Below are 16,747 nucleotides of genomic sequence, written 5' to 3'. Positions count from 1 at the left end.
TGATGCAAACCGTTTTAGCGAAAATTGTCGCTGACAAGGCGATTTGGGTAGAAGCCCGCAAACAGCAACAACCGCTGGCCAGCTTTCAAAATGATGTTCAACCCAGCACGCGTGATTTCTACGATGCGCTGCAAGGAACACGTACCGCTTTTATTCTGGAGTGCAAAAAAGCCTCTCCGTCAAAAGGCGTGATCCGTGATGACTTCGATCCGGCACAGATTGCGGGCGTATATAAACATTATGCTTCCGCGATTTCCGTGCTGACGGACGAGAAATATTTTCAGGGTAGCTTTGATTTTCTGCCCATCGTCAGTCGCATCGCACCACAGCCGATCCTGTGTAAAGACTTTATTATCGATCCTTACCAGATTTACCTGGCGCGTTTCTACCAGGCGGACGCCTGCCTGCTGATGTTGTCGGTTTTGGATGATGAACAGTATCGTCAGCTCGCTGCCATCGCCCACAGTCTGAAAATGGGCGTGCTGACCGAGGTCAGCAATGAAGAAGAGCTGGAGCGCGCCATTGCGCTGGGGGCAAAAGTCGTCGGTATTAACAACCGTGATTTGCGTGACCTGTCGATTGACCTCAACCGTACTCGCCAGCTTGCACCACGTTTGGGTCATGGCGTCACCGTCATCAGTGAATCCGGGATCAACACCTATGGTCAGGTTCGCGAACTCAGCCATTTCGCCAACGGATTTCTGATAGGCTCTGCGCTGATGTCCCATGATGACCTGCATACCGCCGTGCGTCGTGTTTTGCTTGGCGAAAATAAAGTCTGCGGACTGACTCGTGCACAGGATGCAAAAGCAGCGTACGAATCTGGGGCCATTTATGGCGGCGTAATTTTTGTCCCGACCTCACCACGCGCTGTCAGCGTTGAACAAGCGCGAGACGTTATGACGGGTGCGCCGTTACAGTACGTCGGCGTGTTCCGTAACACTGACATCGCAGACGTCCACGAAAAAGTCACCGCACTGTCGCTGGCAGCCGTACAACTACATGGAAGCGAAGATCAGGCTTATGTTGATGCGCTGCGCAATGCGCTACCCGCGCAGGTGCAAATCTGGAAGGCACTGAGCGTTGGCGAATCACTGCCTGCTCGTCGCTATCAACATATTGATAAATACATTTTTGATAACGGCCAGGGCGGCAGCGGTAAACGCTTTGACTGGTCGCTGCTGAGCGGACAATCGCTGGATAACGTTTTACTGGCTGGCGGACTGGGCGCAGATAACTGCGTCGACGCGGCTAAAACCGGCTGTGCCGGGCTCGATTTCAATTCTGGCGTAGAGTCACAGCCGGGCATCAAAGATGCGCGTCTTCTGGCTTCAGTCTTTCAGATGCTGCGCGCATATTAAGGAAAAGGACATGACAACATTACTCAATCCGTATTTTGGTGAATTTGGCGGTATGTATGTGCCACAGATTCTGATGCCTGCGCTGCGCCAACTGGAAGAAGCGTTCGTCAGTGCACAAAAAGACCCTGAGTTTCAGGCACAGTTTACTGACCTGTTGAAAAACTATGCCGGGCGCCCTACCGCGTTGACCAAATGTCAGAACATCACTAACGGCACCAGGACGACGCTGTATCTCAAGCGTGAAGATCTGCTGCACGGCGGCGCGCACAAAACGAACCAGGTGCTGGGACAAGCGTTACTGGCGAAACGCATGGGGAAAACAGAAATCATCGCCGAAACCGGCGCGGGCCAGCACGGTGTGGCGTCTGCCCTTGCCAGCGCCTTACTGGGTTTAAAGTGCCGTATTTATATGGGTGCGAAAGACGTCGAGCGTCAGTCTCCGAACGTTTTCCGTATGCGTCTGATGGGGGCTGAGGTTATTCCGGTACACAGCGGCTCTGCCACATTGAAAGATGCCTGTAACGAAGCGTTGCGCGACTGGTCTGGCAGTTACGATACCGCGCACTATATGCTGGGTACGGCGGCAGGCCCGCATCCTTTCCCGACTATCGTACGCGAATTCCAGCGCATGATTGGTGAAGAAACAAAAGCACAAATTCTGGAAAAAGAAGGCCGTCTGCCGGATGCCGTGATCGCCTGTGTCGGCGGCGGCTCGAACGCGATCGGCATGTTCGCCGATTTTATTAATGAAACCAGCGTTGGTCTGATTGGCGTTGAGCCCGGTGGTCACGGGATCGAATCCGGCGAGCACGGGGCACCGCTGAAACATGGTCGTGTTGGGATTTACTTCGGCATGAAGTCGCCAATGATGCAGACCTCTGAAGGGCAAATTGAAGAGTCCTATTCCATTTCTGCGGGACTGGACTTCCCGTCAGTCGGGCCACAGCACGCTTATCTGAACAGTATCGGACGCGCTGACTATGTTTCGATTACCGATGATGAAGCGCTGGAAGCCTTCAAAACACTGTGTCTGCATGAGGGGATTATCCCGGCGCTGGAGTCTTCCCACGCCCTGGCACATGCGTTGAAAATGATGCGTGAAAACCCGGAGAAAGAACAATTACTGGTGGTCAACCTCTCTGGTCGCGGCGACAAAGACATTTTCACCGTACACGATATTCTGAAAGCGCGAGGGGAAATCTGATGGAACGTTATGAAAACCTGTTTGCACAACTGAAGGACCGCAAAGAAGGCGCTTTTGTCCCCTTCGTGACCCTGGGCGATCCGTCTGTTGAACAGTCACTGAAAATCATTGATACGCTGATCGAAGCGGGTGCCGATGCGCTTGAGCTGGGTATTCCGTTCTCCGACCCGCTGGCCGACGGCCCAACCATTCAGGAAGCAACATTACGTGCGTTCGCGGCAGGCGTCACGCCGTCACAATGTTTTGAAATGTTGGCGTTGATTCGGCAAAAACACCCAACCATTCCAATTGGTTTACTGATGTATGCCAACCTGGTGTTCAGCAAGGGTATTGACGAATTTTACGCACAGTGTGAGAAGGTCGGCGTAGATTCGGTATTAGTCGCCGATGTGCCGGTTGAAGAGTCTGCGCCATTCAGAACGGCGGCATTACGTCATAATGTCGCGCCAATTTTCATTTGCCCGCCTAACGCTGACGAAGAACTGCTGCGTCAGATTGCCGCTCATGGCCGCGGTTATACCTATTTATTGTCACGCGCAGGCGTTACGGGTGCCGAAAATCGTGCGGCGTTACCGTTGCATCATCTGGTCGAAAAGCTGAAAGAATTCAATGCCCCGCCTTCTTTACAGGGCTTTGGTATCTCTGCACCAGAACAGGTGACAGGCGCCATTGAAGCAGGTGCTGCGGGGGCTATTTCCGGATCGGCGATTGTCAAAATCATTGAGAAAAATGTTGCAGCACCAGAGCAAATGCTGGCTGAGTTGAAAGCCTTTGTCAGTGCAATGAAAGCTGCGACCCATCAGTAAGCTGAAATAACCGCCAGAGACTTCTGGCGGTTTTACTCCCTGGCCTGCTTCATTTTGTACATGGCAGTATCCGCATTCTGGATTGCCGTATCCAGCTCACCCTTCACCTCTGCAATCCCCCACGACACTGACAAGGGTATAGTGTTGCCGTCCACCACAAATACATGGCTGGTCACCTGTCCGCTTATACGCTGCGCGATCGCGATAGCATCACTGGCCTGAGAGCGAAACAGCAGGATCATAAATTCATCTCCACCGGTGCGGATCACAAGATCATGGCTGGTACGGGTGTTAGACAACATTCTGTTGGCGATAATTTGCAGCGCGCGGTCCCCGGCCGCGTGGCCCCAGGTATCATTGACAGCCTTAAACTTATTGCAATCCAGTAGCACTACCGAGCAATGTGACAAATCCCGGCGCTTGATGATGTCGAGAATTCGGCGATTAAAGCAGCCAGTGAGCGTATCAATATAAACTTTCAGGTCGCTTTCATTCAGCCACGACTTCAGCGAGAAACTGATCATAATAAAGAAGAATGGTGCCAGCAGTATCACAATTCCGGCGTGCGTATCGCGCGCCATAAAACGGCCTAATGCTATCGAATAGTGCAGCGCATATTTTTCTGAAAAATTGCGCACCAAATAGCTGGATTGTCCCGCACATATGCCGGATAAGCAGAGGCTCTCTTGGTTGGTTAAATTCACTAACTCCACGTTCAATCCAGGAAGGATTTGATTATCAAACGCCTCGGCCAACGCTTCCTGCAGCTCGGGTTTCGAATGATCATAGACCAGATAGGCCACGATTTGGTCTGATATCTCTTTACCCGACAGATCGTAGATATAGCTCACCACGCTGTAGGCTTTTTCACCAGTAATTTTATCGGTATAGAAGTTTGTTGAACTGAGGGCTTTATTTTTGACGTTTTTTTGCAACAACCGGGTATAGAAATCGGCGGGCGGATAGAAAAAATGCGTGATATCCATCGCCATTTCGGAGTCAGAAAAACTGAAATTGCGCGAGTCGGAAGCCATAAACCAGTAAAAATAATCTGAATTGCTGGCGATAATGTAACGGTGCGCATCGAAGCTGCCTGGATTTAGTTCATTAACCATTCCACGAATGAACTCCGCTGCAGTATACATACACAGCGCGTTATGGCTGGGTTGCTGAGCAATAATCGTCCCTGTTGCGGAATGAACCCGCTTTGGGTCGGCGTTAATTCCCCATTCATCTTTATTTCGCGGAACAAACTGCGCCATAACACCACACTGTTCGCCGGTTTTGATGTGGTAGTAACGCTCGCCAATCGCATCGGCAATCAGTTCATTATCGTTAAAAATGTCCAACATGTGAGCTTGCAGGCGGCTCACACCTTCACTGGCGGCCGCCATACGCTGTTCATAAATGATAAACAGAAACAACGAGGTAAAAACCAACGTAATGAGCCCGGATACCAGCAGAGCCTGCCTGTTTCGGAGCTTATCCTGCACAATCTTCACGAGCCCACCCCGATAGTTAACAGTATTACCAAACCGGTTACCCGTTTATGTTGTTGCATAACAGCGTTGTACGTGGATAAAAATGTTAACCATCCAGAGACTAATGAGTTGAAATAGTAATCGCACTCGTGCGCGAAAGTTACAGACTTATACAACAAAAGAACATTTTTGTTAACAAAAATGCAAACTAGTCATCCCCGGCAATCGGATAGCCGGCACGACGAATCGCTTCCCGACAGTCGCCCACACCTGCAGCATACCCAACTTCGATTTCACAAACCGGGCGGGCGCTGCAATAAGGTAGTGTGATTTGTGTGGCGATGACCTTTTCCAGGGCTTCCACCCTGCTCATGTAATTCAATAATTCGCGCGCAGCATACACGGCAAACTCTGTCGTATCATCGTCTATCGATGCTTCCATAAGGGAAATTTTTTGTTGTAGCACCTGACGCGTCAATATCATCGTCAATACCCTCAAAGCCAGTTTGCTTAAAGAGTAGCATTACATCAAAGGGGAGAAAGTCGGGAAGGGAAAAAGAGAGGAGAAAAAGCTGGCCGCGAAACGACCAGCCTTTGAGACTGGAATCACTGACTTAAAAACGATAACCCGCAGAGAACATAAACACCCACGGATCAAGGCGTACGCTGTCGCGCTGCTGGACGCCACCCATTTTATAGCTCGCGGTGGTGTCGATATCCATGTACCAGACTGACATGTTAATCAGCCAGTCGCGGTTGATCAGATAGTCCATACCGACCTGTCCTGCTGCACCCCAGGAGTCTTTCAGGCTCAGATCGGATAAACCTGCTTCTTTCCCGTTGTTGTTAAAACCTTCATCAAAGAAAGTCGTGTAGTTCACGCCCACGCCAACGTAAGGACGCAGTTTGCTGCTGGAATCGCCAAAGTACCACTGCGCCATTAACGTCGGCGGTAAATGATGAACGGTGGCAATATCACCGGTTGCCCCGGTGCCGATCTTATGGCGGAACGGTGTGGCTGCCAGTAATTCAACGCCAATATTGTCGGTTGCCATATAGGTGAATGTCAGGCCCAGCTGCGTATTGTTGCTGACATCAAAGCCACCCAGGCTTCCCAGCGTACCACCCGCGCCTTCCGTCGGTCTGACGGTAGCCGATCCTGCTCGAATAAAGAACTCTCCGGCCTCATGCGCAAATGCGTTCCCAGAGAGAAGAGTTGTTAAAGCCAATGCTGCAACTGTTAATTTTTTCATGTCCGCTCCATCGTTATGGTTATAAAAGCGGAACGAATATACCCACAATGGAGTAATAAGTGATCTAACCTGGATCACATTGAGTTTGATAATTTAACATTTATTGATCCAGATTAAGTTAGAACTTGCATTCAAAATCCTGGTTAAATTAATTCAGATCAATTTCGATATATTTTCACTATGCAAGTACCTTTAGCTCCAACGCGAAGCGTTGGTTATTTGAACGTGATGTACAGAGAACAAACAACGATGTTGCAAGATGCTGAAGTCCTGGCCAAAAATTACCGGAGCTTTACAAAGATATGCCTTTCCATACATCGTACGATGCTGCCACTGTAGAGTTATCCAGGGTACAATTGCGCGCAAATGAACACCTGCAAAACTCAAGGAGAGTGCATGTCTATCACGGCGAAATCCGTTTACCGTGACACGGGAAACTTTTTCCGTAATCAATTCATTACCATCTTGCTGGTATCATTATTGTGCGCGTTTATCACAGTGGTGCTAGGGCATGCCTTTTCTCCCAGCGACGCGCAAATCGCGCAACTGAGCGAAGGGGATCAGCTAACCAGCAGTGTGGGCCTGTTCGATCTGGTACAGAATATGACGCCGGAGCAGCAGCAAATTTTGCTACGCGCTTCTGCTGCATCAACGTTTTCAGGGCTAATTGGTAATGCCATCCTTGCAGGAGGCATCATCCTGATGATTCAACTGATTTCGGCGGGTCATCGGGTTAGCGCATTACGCGCCATTGGCGCCAGCGCGCCGGTATTACCTAAATTGTTTATTCTGATTTTTCTGACTACCCTGCTGGTACAGGTCGGTATTATGCTGGTTGTCGTGCCCGGTATTCTGCTGGCTATCTTGCTGGCTCTCGCGCCGGTGATGGTCGTGCAGGATAAAATGGGCGTCTTTGCCGCTATGCGCAACAGTATGCGTCTGGCGTGGTCTAATATGCGACTGGTAGCGCCGGCAGTAATCGGTTGGTTACTGGCAAAAACGCTGCTGTTGCTTTTTGCGCCAAGTTTTGCAGTACTAACGCCAAACGTAGGCGCGGTATTGGCGAATACGCTGAGCAATATGATCTCTGCTGTGCTGCTGATCTATTTGTTCCGTCTGTATATGCTGATTCGTCAATAAACCCTGAACGCATGCCGGGTGTGTTACCCAATGCTTTTTGATTACGGACTCGAAGAATGAAGCAGTTTCTTGATTTTTTACCGCTGGTTGTCTTTTTTGCTTTTTATAAGCTCTATGACATCTACGCGGCAACCTCGGCGCTTATTGTCGCAACAGCTGTGGTGTTGATTTACAGTTGGGTTCGCTATCGCAAAGTCGAGAAGATGGCGTTAATCACCTTTGTTCTGGTTGCTGTCTTCGGTGGCCTGACCATTTTCTTCCACAACGATGAATTCATTAAGTGGAAGGTTACGGTGATTTACGGACTGTTTGCCGGTGCACTGCTGGTTAGCCAGTGGGTGATGAAAAAGCCGTTGATTCAGCGCATGTTAGGAAAAGAGCTGACGCTGCCGCAGCCGGTATGGTCGAAGCTAAATCTGGCCTGGGCCGTCTTCTTCATCCTGTGTGGATTGGCCAATATCTACATTGCGTTTTGGCTGCCGCAGAACATTTGGGTCAACTTCAAAGTGTTCGGATTAACCGCCCTGACCTTATTCTTCACGTTGCTGAGCGGAATCTATATCTACCGCCATCTGCCGCAGGAAGATAAATCGTAATAAGTGTTCGCCAGATCTGCGGATCTGGCGAATTTTTATCCACCTGCGTTCTTCGTGGCACACAAGCTGGTTTACATCCCCTCCGCGCACTGCATCCCCTCTGTTCTCCGCTCGTAAATTCTAGTAGCATCCCGCCTGTAATCTTTCTCTACAGTCGGTTCTACAATGACAACAACGAATAACACCCCCCAGGGTGAACTGGTTTTACGCACTCTGGCCATGCCTGCCGATACCAATGCTAACGGTGATATTTTTGGCGGCTGGCTGATGTCACAGATGGATATTGGTGGCGCTATTCAGGCCAAAGAGATCGCACACGGTCGCGTGGTGACGGTGCGAGTTGAAGGAATGAGCTTTTTGCGCCCGGTTGCCGTGGGTGATGTGGTCTGTTGCTACGCACGCTGCGTAAAACGCGGGACGACGTCAATCAGTATTAATATTGAAGTCTGGGTGAAGAAAGTCGCTTCGGAACCTATTGGCCAGCGTTACAAAGCCACTGAAGCCCTGTTTATCTACGTCGCTGTAGATAAAGACGGTAAACCCCGTCCGATACCTAAACAGGTCTGATAACTGCGTTGACACCGTTATCAGACCTGCTTGCCGGAGAAGGCCTGACGCCGCCTCCGGCACGCCAGTTACTCAATCTGCGCCGTACCGTTCAGACGGAAAACGATATTCACCACCAGGCCAGATCCCGGTTTGCCCGTCTCATAACGCCATCTGCGCATCGCATTTTTCACTTCACGCTCAAACATGTTGGCAGGCTGTGCGGAAAGCACTTCAACATTCTCCACACGGCCATCTGATGTCACATCAAACTTGACCTTCACCCGACCTTCAATGCGCAGAGCCTGCGCGCGCGCCGGATACTGTGGCTGATTACGACTTAAGGCGCGTGGCCCAGAGGGTGCACTAACCGCAGGTTTACTGGTTGCTGGCGCGGTGCTGGTCGTTGCCGGACGAGCAGGCGCTGTGTTCTCAAACGGCGATGCTGGACGCGACTCAACCGGTTTCACGTCACGTTTGGGCTGCTCTTCAACCTTTTTCACCGGTTTTGGCTTCGGTTTTGGCTTAGGCTTCGGTTTCTCAATCACCACCGGCGCCTCTTTTGGCGGTTCCGGTATAGGTTCCGGTTCCGGTTCAGGCTCAACGACAGGCTCCGGCGGTGGCTGAACTGCCTGAGGTGGTTCAAGATCGGCAGGTGCGACCATCGTGATGGAGATCGGCTGCGCGGGTGCAGGCAGTTCAATAACCTGATGTACCGAGGTATACAGCAGACCCGCCACTACAGCGCCGTGAATGCCGACGGAAAGTAACGTCGGCCAGGGAAAGCGACGAGGTAAATCAAGGGTCATTGCAGTCATAATCGTTTCAGTTATAAAACCAGGCCTCGATTTTAAATGCAAATAGCAATCATATTCAATAAGCCCATGACAGTAAGCCGCATTTAAAACGCAATTTCATGTGAAAAAACCATTATCTTAATATGGCCTTAACAAAGCTATTATCTTTACGTTGCAGTTACCAGGGCTTTCCAATAACGTAAACGCGACATTTACCGATCAAGGAGCTTTACCCGTGCTGTACGTTATTTATGCTCAAGATATCGCAGATTCTCTCGAAAAACGTCTTTCCGTGCGCCCTGCTCACCTGGCCCGTCTGCAACTCCTCCAGGATGAAGGTCGTCTACTGACAGCAGGCCCCATGCCAGCGGTCGACAGTAACGATCCTGGTGCGGCGGGATTTAGCGGATCGACGGTGATTGCAGAATTTGAATCTTTAGAGGCAGCGCAGGCGTGGGCAGATGCCGACCCGTATGTGGCTGCAGGAGTTTATGCGCAGGTTTCGGTCAAACCGTACAAAAAAGTATTTTAAGAAACAGAACTGACAAGAATACATTGGGCACCATCAGTGGTGCCCTTTTTGGATCAAATGCTGTAGATCGCAAACAGCAACGAATTTCGTTGATGATTGAGAATGCATTTTCTGATGGAGTGGATACGCATGTTACGGCGCGATTGCCCTTCAAGCCAACGTGCTTTACGGCGGCTAGCCTGACGCAGCATCCGCCAGCGTCCCACTTCCGTTCTACTACGCTTCATGTTAACTACTCTTCCAGTCACAGAGCGGGCATTATACCCCCAGACTGCATGCAGACCAGTGGTTTTCCCGTGTTTTTATTTGCCAGATGAATCTTGATGCGTAAACTCTTAACAATACGCTTTCAAAAGGATTTTTAAATTTATGACAACCTTCTACACCGTGGTGAGTTGGCTGGTCATTCTGGGTTACTGGGTACTCATTGCTGGCGTAACGTTGCGCATTCTGATGAAGCGACGCGCAGTACCTTCCGCAATGGCCTGGCTTTTGATCATCTATATACTGCCATTGGTAGGGATTATTGCTTATCTGTCCTTTGGTGAACTCCACCTGGGCAAACGCCGCGCCGAGCGCGCCAGAGCGATGTGGCCTTCAACAGCCAAATGGCTGAACGATCTCAAAGCCTGCAAACATATTTTCGCGCAAGAAAACAGCAGCGTTGCCTCCTCATTATTTAAGTTATGCGAGCGTCGCCAGGGCATTGCTGGTGTTAAGGGTAATCAGTTGCAGCTACTCACCAACTCTGATGACGTGATGCAGGCGTTAATCCGCGACATTCAGCTGGCGCGTCACAACATTGAGATGGTGTTCTACATCTGGCAACCTGGCGGTATGGCCGATCAGGTCGCGGAATCATTAATGGCCGCCGCCAGACGGGGGATTCACTGTCGTTTGATGCTGGACTCCGCCGGCAGCGTGGCATTCTTCCGTAGTCCGTGGGCGGCGATGATGCGCAATGCGGGTATCGAGGTGGTCGAAGCGCTGAAGGTTAACCTGATGCGTGTATTTTTACGCCGTATGGACCTGCGCCAGCATCGTAAAATGATCATGATCGACAACTACATCGCCTACACCGGTAGCATGAATATGGTCGATCCGCGTTTCTTTAAACAGGATGCCGGTGTCGGACAATGGGTTGACCTGATGGCGAGAATGGAAGGCCCGGTGGCCACTGCCATGGGGATCGTCTACTCCTGCGACTGGGAAATTGAAACCGGTAAACGTATTTTACCGCCGCCTCCCGATGTCAACATTATGCCGTTTGAGCAGGCCAGCGGGCACACCATTCACACTATTGCCTCCGGTCCAGGCTTCCCTGAAGACTTGATCCATCAGGCCTTATTGACCGCCGCATATTCTGCTCGTGAATATTTAATCATGACCACCCCCTACTTCGTTCCCAGTGACGATCTGCTGCACGCCATCTGTACGGCAGCGCAGCGTGGTGTAGATGTCAGCATCATTCTTCCACGCAAGAATGACTCGATGCTGGTTGGCTGGGCAAGCCGGGCTTTTTTCACCGAGTTGCTGGCGGCAGGCGTGAAAATCTACCAGTTCGAAGGTGGGTTGTTACATACCAAGAGCGTGCTGGTCGATGGCGAATTGAGTCTGGTCGGTACTGTTAACCTGGATATGCGCAGCCTGTGGCTGAATTTTGAGATCACACTGGTGATTGACGATGCCGGATTCGGTGGTGACCTCGCCGCGGTACAGGATGATTATATTTCGCGTTCTCGCCTGCTAGATGCACGTTTGTGGGTAAAACGACCACTCTGGCAGCGTATCGCTGAGCGACTGTTTTACTTCTTTAGCCCGTTGCTGTAAAACGTGCCCATCAGACAGTAAACAGGTAGTCATTATGGATATGGATTTGAACAACCGCCTGACCGAAGACGAAACGCTCGAGCAGGCTTATGACATTTTTCTCGAACTGGCGGCGGACAATCTCGATCCGGCCGACATTCTTCTGTTCAATTTGCAGTTTGAAGAGCGTGGCGGTGCAGAGTTATTCGACCCTGCACAAGACTGGCAGGAGCACGTTGATTTTGACCTGAATCCTGACTTCTTCGCCGAAGTGGTGATTGGTCTGGCAGACTCAGAAGACGGCGAGATTAACGATATTTTTGCGCGTGTTCTGTTATGCCGCGAAAAAGATCACAAACTCTGCCACATTCTCTGGCGCGAATAATGAAAACAAAAAGCTGCTCTCGCAGCTTTTTTTATTTCTAGTCAGGCAATCTGCTTCCGCAACGATTACAAAATTGCGCGCTGTGCTCATGCTGGCTTTGTTGGCACTGTGGACATTTGCGCTGATTTTGCCGGTGCTGAAACGCACTACTCATGTGTGTTGTTATCAATCCGGTCGGGATTGCAATAACCGAATAACCAATCAGGATCAGCACTGACGCAACCATGCGGCCAAGCGGTGTATGCGGGGTAATATCACCATAGCCAACAGTTGTAACCGTAACGATTGCCCAATATACCGACGCATTCAGCGTAGTAAAACCATATTTCGGGCCTTCAATCAGGTACATCAGGGCGCCAAAGACAATCATCAGAATGGCAATAAACGAGTAAAACAGCATCAACTGATGACGGGCACTTTTAATTGCGCTCCAGAACACACGCAGCGACGGCATAAATCGCAGCAGTTTGAGTATTCGCAGTACACGCAGCACGCGCATCGCTCGCCAGGCGAAAACATAACTCAGACTAATTTCCGGCCATAGCCACATCACATACAGTGGCAGAATCGTCGCGAGATCGATAATTCCCCAGAAGCTAAACACATATTTTGCAGGATTGGCCCAGCAGCACAATCTGAGCAGATATTCGAGGGTAAAGACCAGCGTAATAAAGACTTCCAGCCAGACAAAAATATGCCATTCATCATAGGTTAAATGGTATTGCGTCCCAACCCCAGACTCAATGAAGATAACAATCACGCTCAGCAATGCGAACAGTGCGCACATGCCTTCAAAACGGCGCCCCGAGCGTGTGTCTAAATCAAATAATGTACGATAGAGAGTACGGCGAACAGAAGAGACTAAGCCTGACACATTTACCTCACCAAAAAGAAGGGCTGACAGTGTGTCAGCCCTCTCGATTATAGCGGGTCTACTTTTAAGCAGGAAACCGCGTGTCGGAAACTCCCTTCAAGTACAGGACGCGTTTTCGCGCATTCTGGGCCGGCGATCGGACAACGCGTGCGGAACACACACCCCGAAGGAGGATTAATCGGGGAAGGTAACTCACCTTCCAGCAGTTGGATAACCTTGTTCCTCTCCATATCAGGATCGGGAATTGGCACCGCTGACATTAGCGCCTTGGTATAAGGATGCAGCGGATTATGGTACACCTCGTCATAGGTTCCTAGCTCCACCGCATGTCCGAGATACATCACCAGCACGCGATCGGAAATATGCTTAACCACCGCCAGGTCGTGGGCAATGAAGATGAGCGATAATCCCATTTCACGCTGTAGCTGTTGCAACAGGTTAACAACCTGCGCCTGAATTGATACGTCCAGCGCGGATACGGGCTCATCACAAATTATCAGCTTCGGCTCAAGGATCAGTGCACGGGCAATCCCAATACGCTGACACTGACCACCGGAAAACTCATGTGGGTAGCGGTTAATCAGATTCGGTAGCAAGCCAACCTTCATCATCATCGCCTTCACACGGTCACGGACTTCCTGACCAGGCAGGTTCGGATGATAAGTCCGCAGCGGTTCGGCAATAATTTCACCAATGGTCATACGCGGGTTTAACGATGCCAGCGGATCCTGGAAAATCATCTGGATGTCACTGCGCACTGCCCGCCACTCATCGGGTTTCATACCCAGCAAATCTTTACCCAGCCAGGCCACCTTTCCATCGGTGGCTTTCACCAGGCCGATAATCGCACGGGCAAAGGTCGATTTCCCGCAGCCTGATTCGCCGACCACGCCCAGGGTTTCGCCTTCATACAGTCGTAGGGTCACGCCATCAACCGCTTTTAGGGTCTTAGCCGGCTGCCAGAACCACTGCTTGCCGTCTTTAATGTCGAAATGGACTTTCAGATCAGCAATTTCAAGGAGCACTTTTCGTTGTTCGGTCACCGCATTCATACCAGTTCCTCCACCGGTTTAAAGCAGGCGCGCAGACGTCCCGGACTAAACTCTTCTAGTGGCGGAGCACTGTTACAGATTTCCATGGCATGCGGGCAACGGGGCTGGAACGGGCAACCTTTCGGTAAACGCAACAGGTTCGGCGGATTACCCGGGATAGTCAGCATTTCTTCCCCTTCGGCATCCAGACGCGGGACGGCATTAAGCAGGCCAATCGAATACGGATGAACCGGCTTATAAAAGACATCGCGCGCACTACCATATTCCATGGTTCGTCCGGCGTACATCACCAGAACTTTATCGCAAATACCGGCCACAACGCCAAGGTCGTGGGTGATCATGATAATCGCCGTGTTGAATTCGCTTTTCAGTTCATTCAGCAGCGTCATAATTTGCGCTTGTACCGTCACATCGAGCGCGGTAGTCGGCTCATCGGCTATCAGCAGTTTTGGCCTGCACAGAAGCGCCATGGCGATCATCACACGCTGACGCATACCGCCGGAGAATTCATGCGGATACATTTTCATACGCTTACGCGCTTCCGGCATCTTCACCGCATCCAGCATCCTGACCGACTCTTCAAAGGCTTCCGCTTTGCTCATACCTTTATGCAGCATCAGAACTTCCATCAACTGCTCGCCGACGCGCATGTACGGATTGAGAGATGTCATCGGGTCCTGGAAAATCATCGAGATTTGCTCGGCGCGCAGTTTGTTGAGCTCGCGCTCCGGTAAGTTCAGGATCTCGCGACCGTTGAATGTAGCGGAACCGCCAATACGGCCATTTGCGGCCAACAGGCCCATCAAGGCAAATGCAGTCTGCGACTTACCTGAACCAGACTCACCAACAATACCCAGCGTTTCCCCGGCGCGTAGTGAAAAGTTTAAATCGTTTACTGCAGTAACATCACCATCTGGGGTGGCAAACGTCACACGCAGATCGGTAACGTTCAGCAATGCGTTAGCCTGTTGTTGCGCGAGCGGCGCGGTTGAGGTCTCAATTACGCTCATGGCGGCACTCCTTAACGGTCTTTCGGGTCGAGGGCATCACGCAGGCCATCGCCAATAAAGTTAAAACAGAATAGCGTCACCACCAGGAACCCTGCCGGAAACAGCAGTAACCATGGCGATACCTCCATCGAGTTGGCACCATCGCTGAGCAGTGCGCCCCAGCTACTTAGCGGCTCTTGTGTGCCAAGTCCCAGGAAGCTCAGGAAAGATTCAAACAGGATCATGCTGGGAACCAGCAACGAGGCGTAGACCACCACCACACCCAGTACGTTTGGCACAATGTGGCGCACAACAATTCGCACGGTAGACACCCCACCGACCTGGGCTGCTTCAATAAACTCTTTGCGCTTCAGGCTCAGCGTCTGGCCACGAACGATACGCGCCATATCAAGCCAGGACACCATCCCAATCGCCACAAAGATTAGCAGGATGTTTTGCCCAAAGAAGGTAACCAATAGAATAACGAAGAACATGAACGGGAAGGAGTTAAGGATTTCCAGCAGACGCATCATCACGGAGTCGATTTTGCCGCCGAGATAACCCGACAAAGAACCGTACAGCGTACCGACGACTACCGCCACCAGCGCTGCGGCAATGCCGACCATCAACGAGATACGTCCGCCAATCGCCACCCGCACCAGCAGATCACGACCAGATGAGTCAGTGCCAAAATAGTGCCCGGACTCCGTATCAGGCGCGCTGGACATCATGCCCCAGTCAGTATCGAAGTAGGTAAACTGCGATAACATGGGTGCCAACGTCACAAACAGCGCAATAATCACCAGTACCACGAGGCTGGCTACTGCCGCTCGGTTATGCATAAAGCGTCGACGAGCATCCTGCCACAGGCTGCGGCCTTCGACCTCCAGCTTTTCACTGAAATTCTCCAGCGCTTCGCTGTTTTTCTTACTTAACATCATAGCGAGCTCCAGTATCAGTAACGGATTTTCGGGTCGATTACGGCATACAGCACATCGACAATCGCGTTAAACACGATGGTCAGCGCGCCGACCAGAATAGTCAGGCTCAGTACCAGCGAGTAATCGCGGTTTAATGCGCCATTCACGAACAACTGCCCAATACCCGGTAAACCATAGATAGTTTCAATAACCATCGAACCGGTAATGATGCCAACAAATGCGGGCCCCATATAGGACAACACCGGCAACAACGCAGGTTTTAACGCATGGCGGAAAATAATCCGTCGCATCGGCAACCCTTTAGCACGCGCGGTTCGAATAAAGTTAGAGTGCAGCACTTCAATCATTGAGCCGCGGGTAATACGCGCAATACTGGCAATATAGGCCAGGGATAGCGCCACCATGGGCAGGATCATAAATTTCAGCGCCCCACCGTTCCAACCGCCACCGGGTAGCCATTTCAGTGTGATCGCAAATATCATGACTAATAAGGGAGCAACGACAAAACTGGGGATCACCACCCCGGTCATCGCCACCCCCATAACCGTATAATCCCAACGCGTGTTTTGCTTCAACGCGGCAATTACGCCCGCACTGACGCCGATCACCACCGCCAGAATAAAGGCCGCAGCCCCCAGCTTCGCGGAAACCGGAAAGCTTGACGCGACCAGGTCATTAACGGTGTAGTCTTTATATTTAAAGGATGGCCCAAAATCACCGTGTGCCAACTGTTTCAGATAGCTAAAGTACTGCGTTGAGATCGGATCATTAAGATGGTATTTCGCTTCAATATTCGCCAGAACTTCTGGCGGTAACGCGCGCTCTCCGGTGAAAGGACTTCCCGGCGCAAGACGCATCATAAAGAATGAAATCGTAATAAGAATAAATAGCGTCGGAATCGCTTCCAGACAGCGGCGTAATATAAATTTCAACATTGCCCGTACCTTCTGGCGTGTGCCTTTATACCCGTCATACTTCACG

At 50.9% G+C, this 16,747-nt stretch carries 19 protein-coding genes and 1 pseudogene; 10 read left to right on the top strand and 10 right to left on the bottom strand.

Annotation, left to right across the window (positions count from 1 at the left end; translation table 11 throughout):
• The first annotated feature begins 2 nt into the window (after positions 1–2).
• The 3 genes from trpCF to trpA are packed head-to-tail and all read left to right on the top strand — an operon-like array spanning position 3 to position 3,371.
• Positions 3–1,361 carry a bifunctional indole-3-glycerol-phosphate synthase TrpC/phosphoribosylanthranilate isomerase TrpF gene (trpCF, locus tag I6L54_RS12255; RefSeq protein WP_040233257.1) on the top strand — a complete coding sequence of 453 codons (1,359 nt, stop codon included), beginning with the start codon at positions 3–5 and terminating at the stop codon, positions 1,359–1,361.
• Between the two features lie 10 nt (positions 1,362–1,371).
• Positions 1,372–2,565, top strand: a complete 1,194-nt coding sequence (gene trpB, locus I6L54_RS12250) for a tryptophan synthase subunit beta (RefSeq protein ID WP_005126427.1) — start codon at positions 1,372–1,374, stop codon at positions 2,563–2,565.
• Entirely contained in the window at positions 2,565–3,371 is an 807-nt protein-coding gene (trpA, locus tag I6L54_RS12245) for a tryptophan synthase subunit alpha (RefSeq protein ID WP_040233200.1), read from the top strand. The genes trpB and trpA overlap by 1 nt, the downstream gene beginning before the upstream one ends.
• Before the next feature lie 32 nt (positions 3,372–3,403).
• On the opposite strand, the gene I6L54_RS12240 is transcribed toward trpA, so the two are convergent.
• The 3 genes from I6L54_RS12240 to ompW form a co-directional block, all read right to left on the bottom strand.
• A complete protein-coding gene (locus I6L54_RS12240) occupies positions 3,404–4,873 on the bottom strand; it encodes a GGDEF domain-containing protein (RefSeq protein ID WP_040233203.1) in 1,470 nt (489 codons plus the stop codon).
• Positions 4,874–5,060: 187 nt separating this feature from the next.
• The gene (locus I6L54_RS12235; RefSeq protein WP_005126424.1) at positions 5,061–5,336 is read right to left on the bottom strand and encodes a hypothetical protein; all 276 of its coding nucleotides are present in this window, start codon (positions 5,334–5,336) and stop codon (positions 5,061–5,063) included.
• A 130-nt stretch (positions 5,337–5,466) separates the two neighbouring features.
• Complete coding sequence (gene ompW, locus I6L54_RS12230; RefSeq protein ID WP_040233206.1) at positions 5,467–6,105, bottom strand: outer membrane protein OmpW; 639 nt, start codon at positions 6,103–6,105, stop codon at positions 5,467–5,469.
• A gap of 281 nt (positions 6,106–6,386) precedes the next feature.
• On the opposite strand from ompW, the pseudogene I6L54_RS24310 reads away from it, so the two are divergent.
• The 4 genes and pseudogenes from I6L54_RS24310 to yciA all read left to right on the top strand — a co-directional run.
• Positions 6,387–6,473, top strand: a pseudogene (locus I6L54_RS24310) (YkgJ family cysteine cluster protein); the annotation flags it as partial.
• A gap of 28 nt (positions 6,474–6,501) precedes the next feature.
• A complete protein-coding gene (locus I6L54_RS12225) occupies positions 6,502–7,245 on the top strand; it encodes a YciC family protein (protein WP_040233207.1) in 744 nt (247 codons plus the stop codon).
• Between the two features lie 56 nt (positions 7,246–7,301).
• Positions 7,302–7,841 carry a septation protein A gene (locus tag I6L54_RS12220; protein ID WP_005126421.1) on the top strand — a complete coding sequence of 180 codons (540 nt, stop codon included), beginning with the start codon at positions 7,302–7,304 and terminating at the stop codon, positions 7,839–7,841.
• A 165-nt stretch (positions 7,842–8,006) separates the two neighbouring features.
• Entirely contained in the window at positions 8,007–8,408 is a 402-nt protein-coding gene (yciA, locus tag I6L54_RS12215; RefSeq protein WP_005126419.1) for an acyl-CoA thioester hydrolase YciA, read from the top strand.
• Between the two features lie 68 nt (positions 8,409–8,476).
• On the opposite strand, the gene tonB is transcribed toward yciA, so the two are convergent.
• Entirely contained in the window at positions 8,477–9,205 is a 729-nt protein-coding gene (gene tonB, locus I6L54_RS12210) for a TonB system transport protein TonB (RefSeq protein WP_199946988.1), read from the bottom strand.
• A 214-nt stretch (positions 9,206–9,419) separates the two neighbouring features.
• Between tonB and I6L54_RS12205 the strand changes: the two genes are divergently transcribed.
• The gene (locus tag I6L54_RS12205; protein ID WP_005126415.1) at positions 9,420–9,716 is read left to right on the top strand and encodes a YciI family protein; all 297 of its coding nucleotides are present in this window, start codon (positions 9,420–9,422) and stop codon (positions 9,714–9,716) included.
• Positions 9,717–9,769: 53 nt separating this feature from the next.
• Here I6L54_RS12205 and I6L54_RS12200 read toward each other — a convergent pair whose 3' ends face one another.
• Positions 9,770–9,943 (bottom strand): YciY family protein, encoded by a 174-nt coding sequence (locus tag I6L54_RS12200; protein WP_005126414.1) that lies wholly within the window; start codon positions 9,941–9,943, stop codon positions 9,770–9,772.
• 142 nt (positions 9,944–10,085) lie between these two features.
• On the opposite strand from I6L54_RS12200, the gene cls reads away from it, so the two are divergent.
• Both cls and I6L54_RS12190 read left to right on the top strand, forming a co-directional pair.
• The gene (gene cls / locus I6L54_RS12195; RefSeq protein WP_040233209.1) at positions 10,086–11,546 is read left to right on the top strand and encodes a cardiolipin synthase; all 1,461 of its coding nucleotides are present in this window, start codon (positions 10,086–10,088) and stop codon (positions 11,544–11,546) included.
• Between the two features lie 34 nt (positions 11,547–11,580).
• Entirely contained in the window at positions 11,581–11,910 is a 330-nt protein-coding gene (locus tag I6L54_RS12190) for an HI1450 family dsDNA-mimic protein (protein ID WP_040233211.1), read from the top strand.
• Positions 11,911–11,947: 37 nt separating this feature from the next.
• On the opposite strand, the gene I6L54_RS12185 is transcribed toward I6L54_RS12190, so the two are convergent.
• Genes I6L54_RS12185 through oppB form a run of 5 tightly spaced genes read right to left on the bottom strand, consistent with a single transcriptional unit; the run spans position 11,948 to position 16,701 of the window.
• On the bottom strand, positions 11,948–12,784 hold the full coding sequence (locus tag I6L54_RS12185) for an ion transporter (protein WP_040233214.1): 837 nt from the start codon (positions 12,782–12,784) through the stop codon (positions 11,948–11,950).
• A gap of 47 nt (positions 12,785–12,831) precedes the next feature.
• Positions 12,832–13,836, bottom strand: coding sequence for a murein tripeptide/oligopeptide ABC transporter ATP-binding protein OppF (gene oppF, locus I6L54_RS12180; RefSeq protein WP_005126408.1), 1,005 nt, complete (start codon positions 13,834–13,836; stop codon positions 12,832–12,834).
• Positions 13,833–14,846: a murein tripeptide/oligopeptide ABC transporter ATP-binding protein OppD gene (gene oppD, locus I6L54_RS12175; protein WP_005126407.1), complete on the bottom strand. Its 1,014-nt coding sequence runs from the start codon at positions 14,844–14,846 to the stop codon at positions 13,833–13,835. Before oppD ends, oppF begins: the two co-directional genes overlap by 4 nt.
• Positions 14,847–14,857: 11 nt before the next feature.
• Positions 14,858–15,766 (bottom strand): oligopeptide ABC transporter permease OppC, encoded by a 909-nt coding sequence (gene oppC / locus I6L54_RS12170; RefSeq protein WP_005126406.1) that lies wholly within the window; start codon positions 15,764–15,766, stop codon positions 14,858–14,860.
• Between the two features lie 14 nt (positions 15,767–15,780).
• Positions 15,781–16,701: an oligopeptide ABC transporter permease OppB gene (gene oppB, locus I6L54_RS12165; protein ID WP_005126405.1), complete on the bottom strand. Its 921-nt coding sequence runs from the start codon at positions 16,699–16,701 to the stop codon at positions 15,781–15,783.
• Between the last annotated feature and the right edge of the window lie 46 nt (positions 16,702–16,747).

Source organism: Citrobacter pasteurii (genome assembly GCF_019047765.1).
Lineage (GTDB): Bacteria > Pseudomonadota > Gammaproteobacteria > Enterobacterales > Enterobacteriaceae > Citrobacter > Citrobacter pasteurii.
Note: the sequence above shows the minus strand (reverse complement) of the source record. Positions and strands in the feature narration are given on the sequence as shown.

Coding starts and splice junctions, on each gene's coding strand:
- I6L54_RS12220 (WP_005126421.1), top strand. CDS start 7,302: ATGAAGCAGTTTCTTGATTTTTTACCGCTGGTTGTCTTTTTTGCTTTT.
- oppD (WP_005126407.1), bottom strand. CDS start 14,846: ATGAGCGTAATTGAGACCTCAACCGCGCCGCTCGCGCAACAACAGGCT.
- trpA (WP_040233200.1), top strand. CDS start 2,565: ATGGAACGTTATGAAAACCTGTTTGCACAACTGAAGGACCGCAAAGAA.
- oppC (WP_005126406.1), bottom strand. CDS start 15,766: ATGATGTTAAGTAAGAAAAACAGCGAAGCGCTGGAGAATTTCAGTGAA.
- I6L54_RS12190 (WP_040233211.1), top strand. CDS start 11,581: ATGGATATGGATTTGAACAACCGCCTGACCGAAGACGAAACGCTCGAG.
- tonB (WP_199946988.1), bottom strand. CDS start 9,205: ATGACTGCAATGACCCTTGATTTACCTCGTCGCTTTCCCTGGCCGACG.
- I6L54_RS12225 (WP_040233207.1), top strand. CDS start 6,502: ATGTCTATCACGGCGAAATCCGTTTACCGTGACACGGGAAACTTTTTC.
- cls (WP_040233209.1), top strand. CDS start 10,086: ATGACAACCTTCTACACCGTGGTGAGTTGGCTGGTCATTCTGGGTTAC.
- ompW (WP_040233206.1), bottom strand. CDS start 6,105: ATGAAAAAATTAACAGTTGCAGCATTGGCTTTAACAACTCTTCTCTCT.
- I6L54_RS12235 (WP_005126424.1), bottom strand. CDS start 5,336: ATGATATTGACGCGTCAGGTGCTACAACAAAAAATTTCCCTTATGGAA.
- I6L54_RS12200 (WP_005126414.1), bottom strand. CDS start 9,943: ATGAAGCGTAGTAGAACGGAAGTGGGACGCTGGCGGATGCTGCGTCAG.
- oppB (WP_005126405.1), bottom strand. CDS start 16,701: ATGTTGAAATTTATATTACGCCGCTGTCTGGAAGCGATTCCGACGCTA.
- oppF (WP_005126408.1), bottom strand. CDS start 13,836: ATGAATGCGGTGACCGAACAACGAAAAGTGCTCCTTGAAATTGCTGAT.
- trpCF (WP_040233257.1), top strand. CDS start 3: ATGCAAACCGTTTTAGCGAAAATTGTCGCTGACAAGGCGATTTGGGTA.
- trpB (WP_005126427.1), top strand. CDS start 1,372: ATGACAACATTACTCAATCCGTATTTTGGTGAATTTGGCGGTATGTAT.
- yciA (WP_005126419.1), top strand. CDS start 8,007: ATGACAACAACGAATAACACCCCCCAGGGTGAACTGGTTTTACGCACT.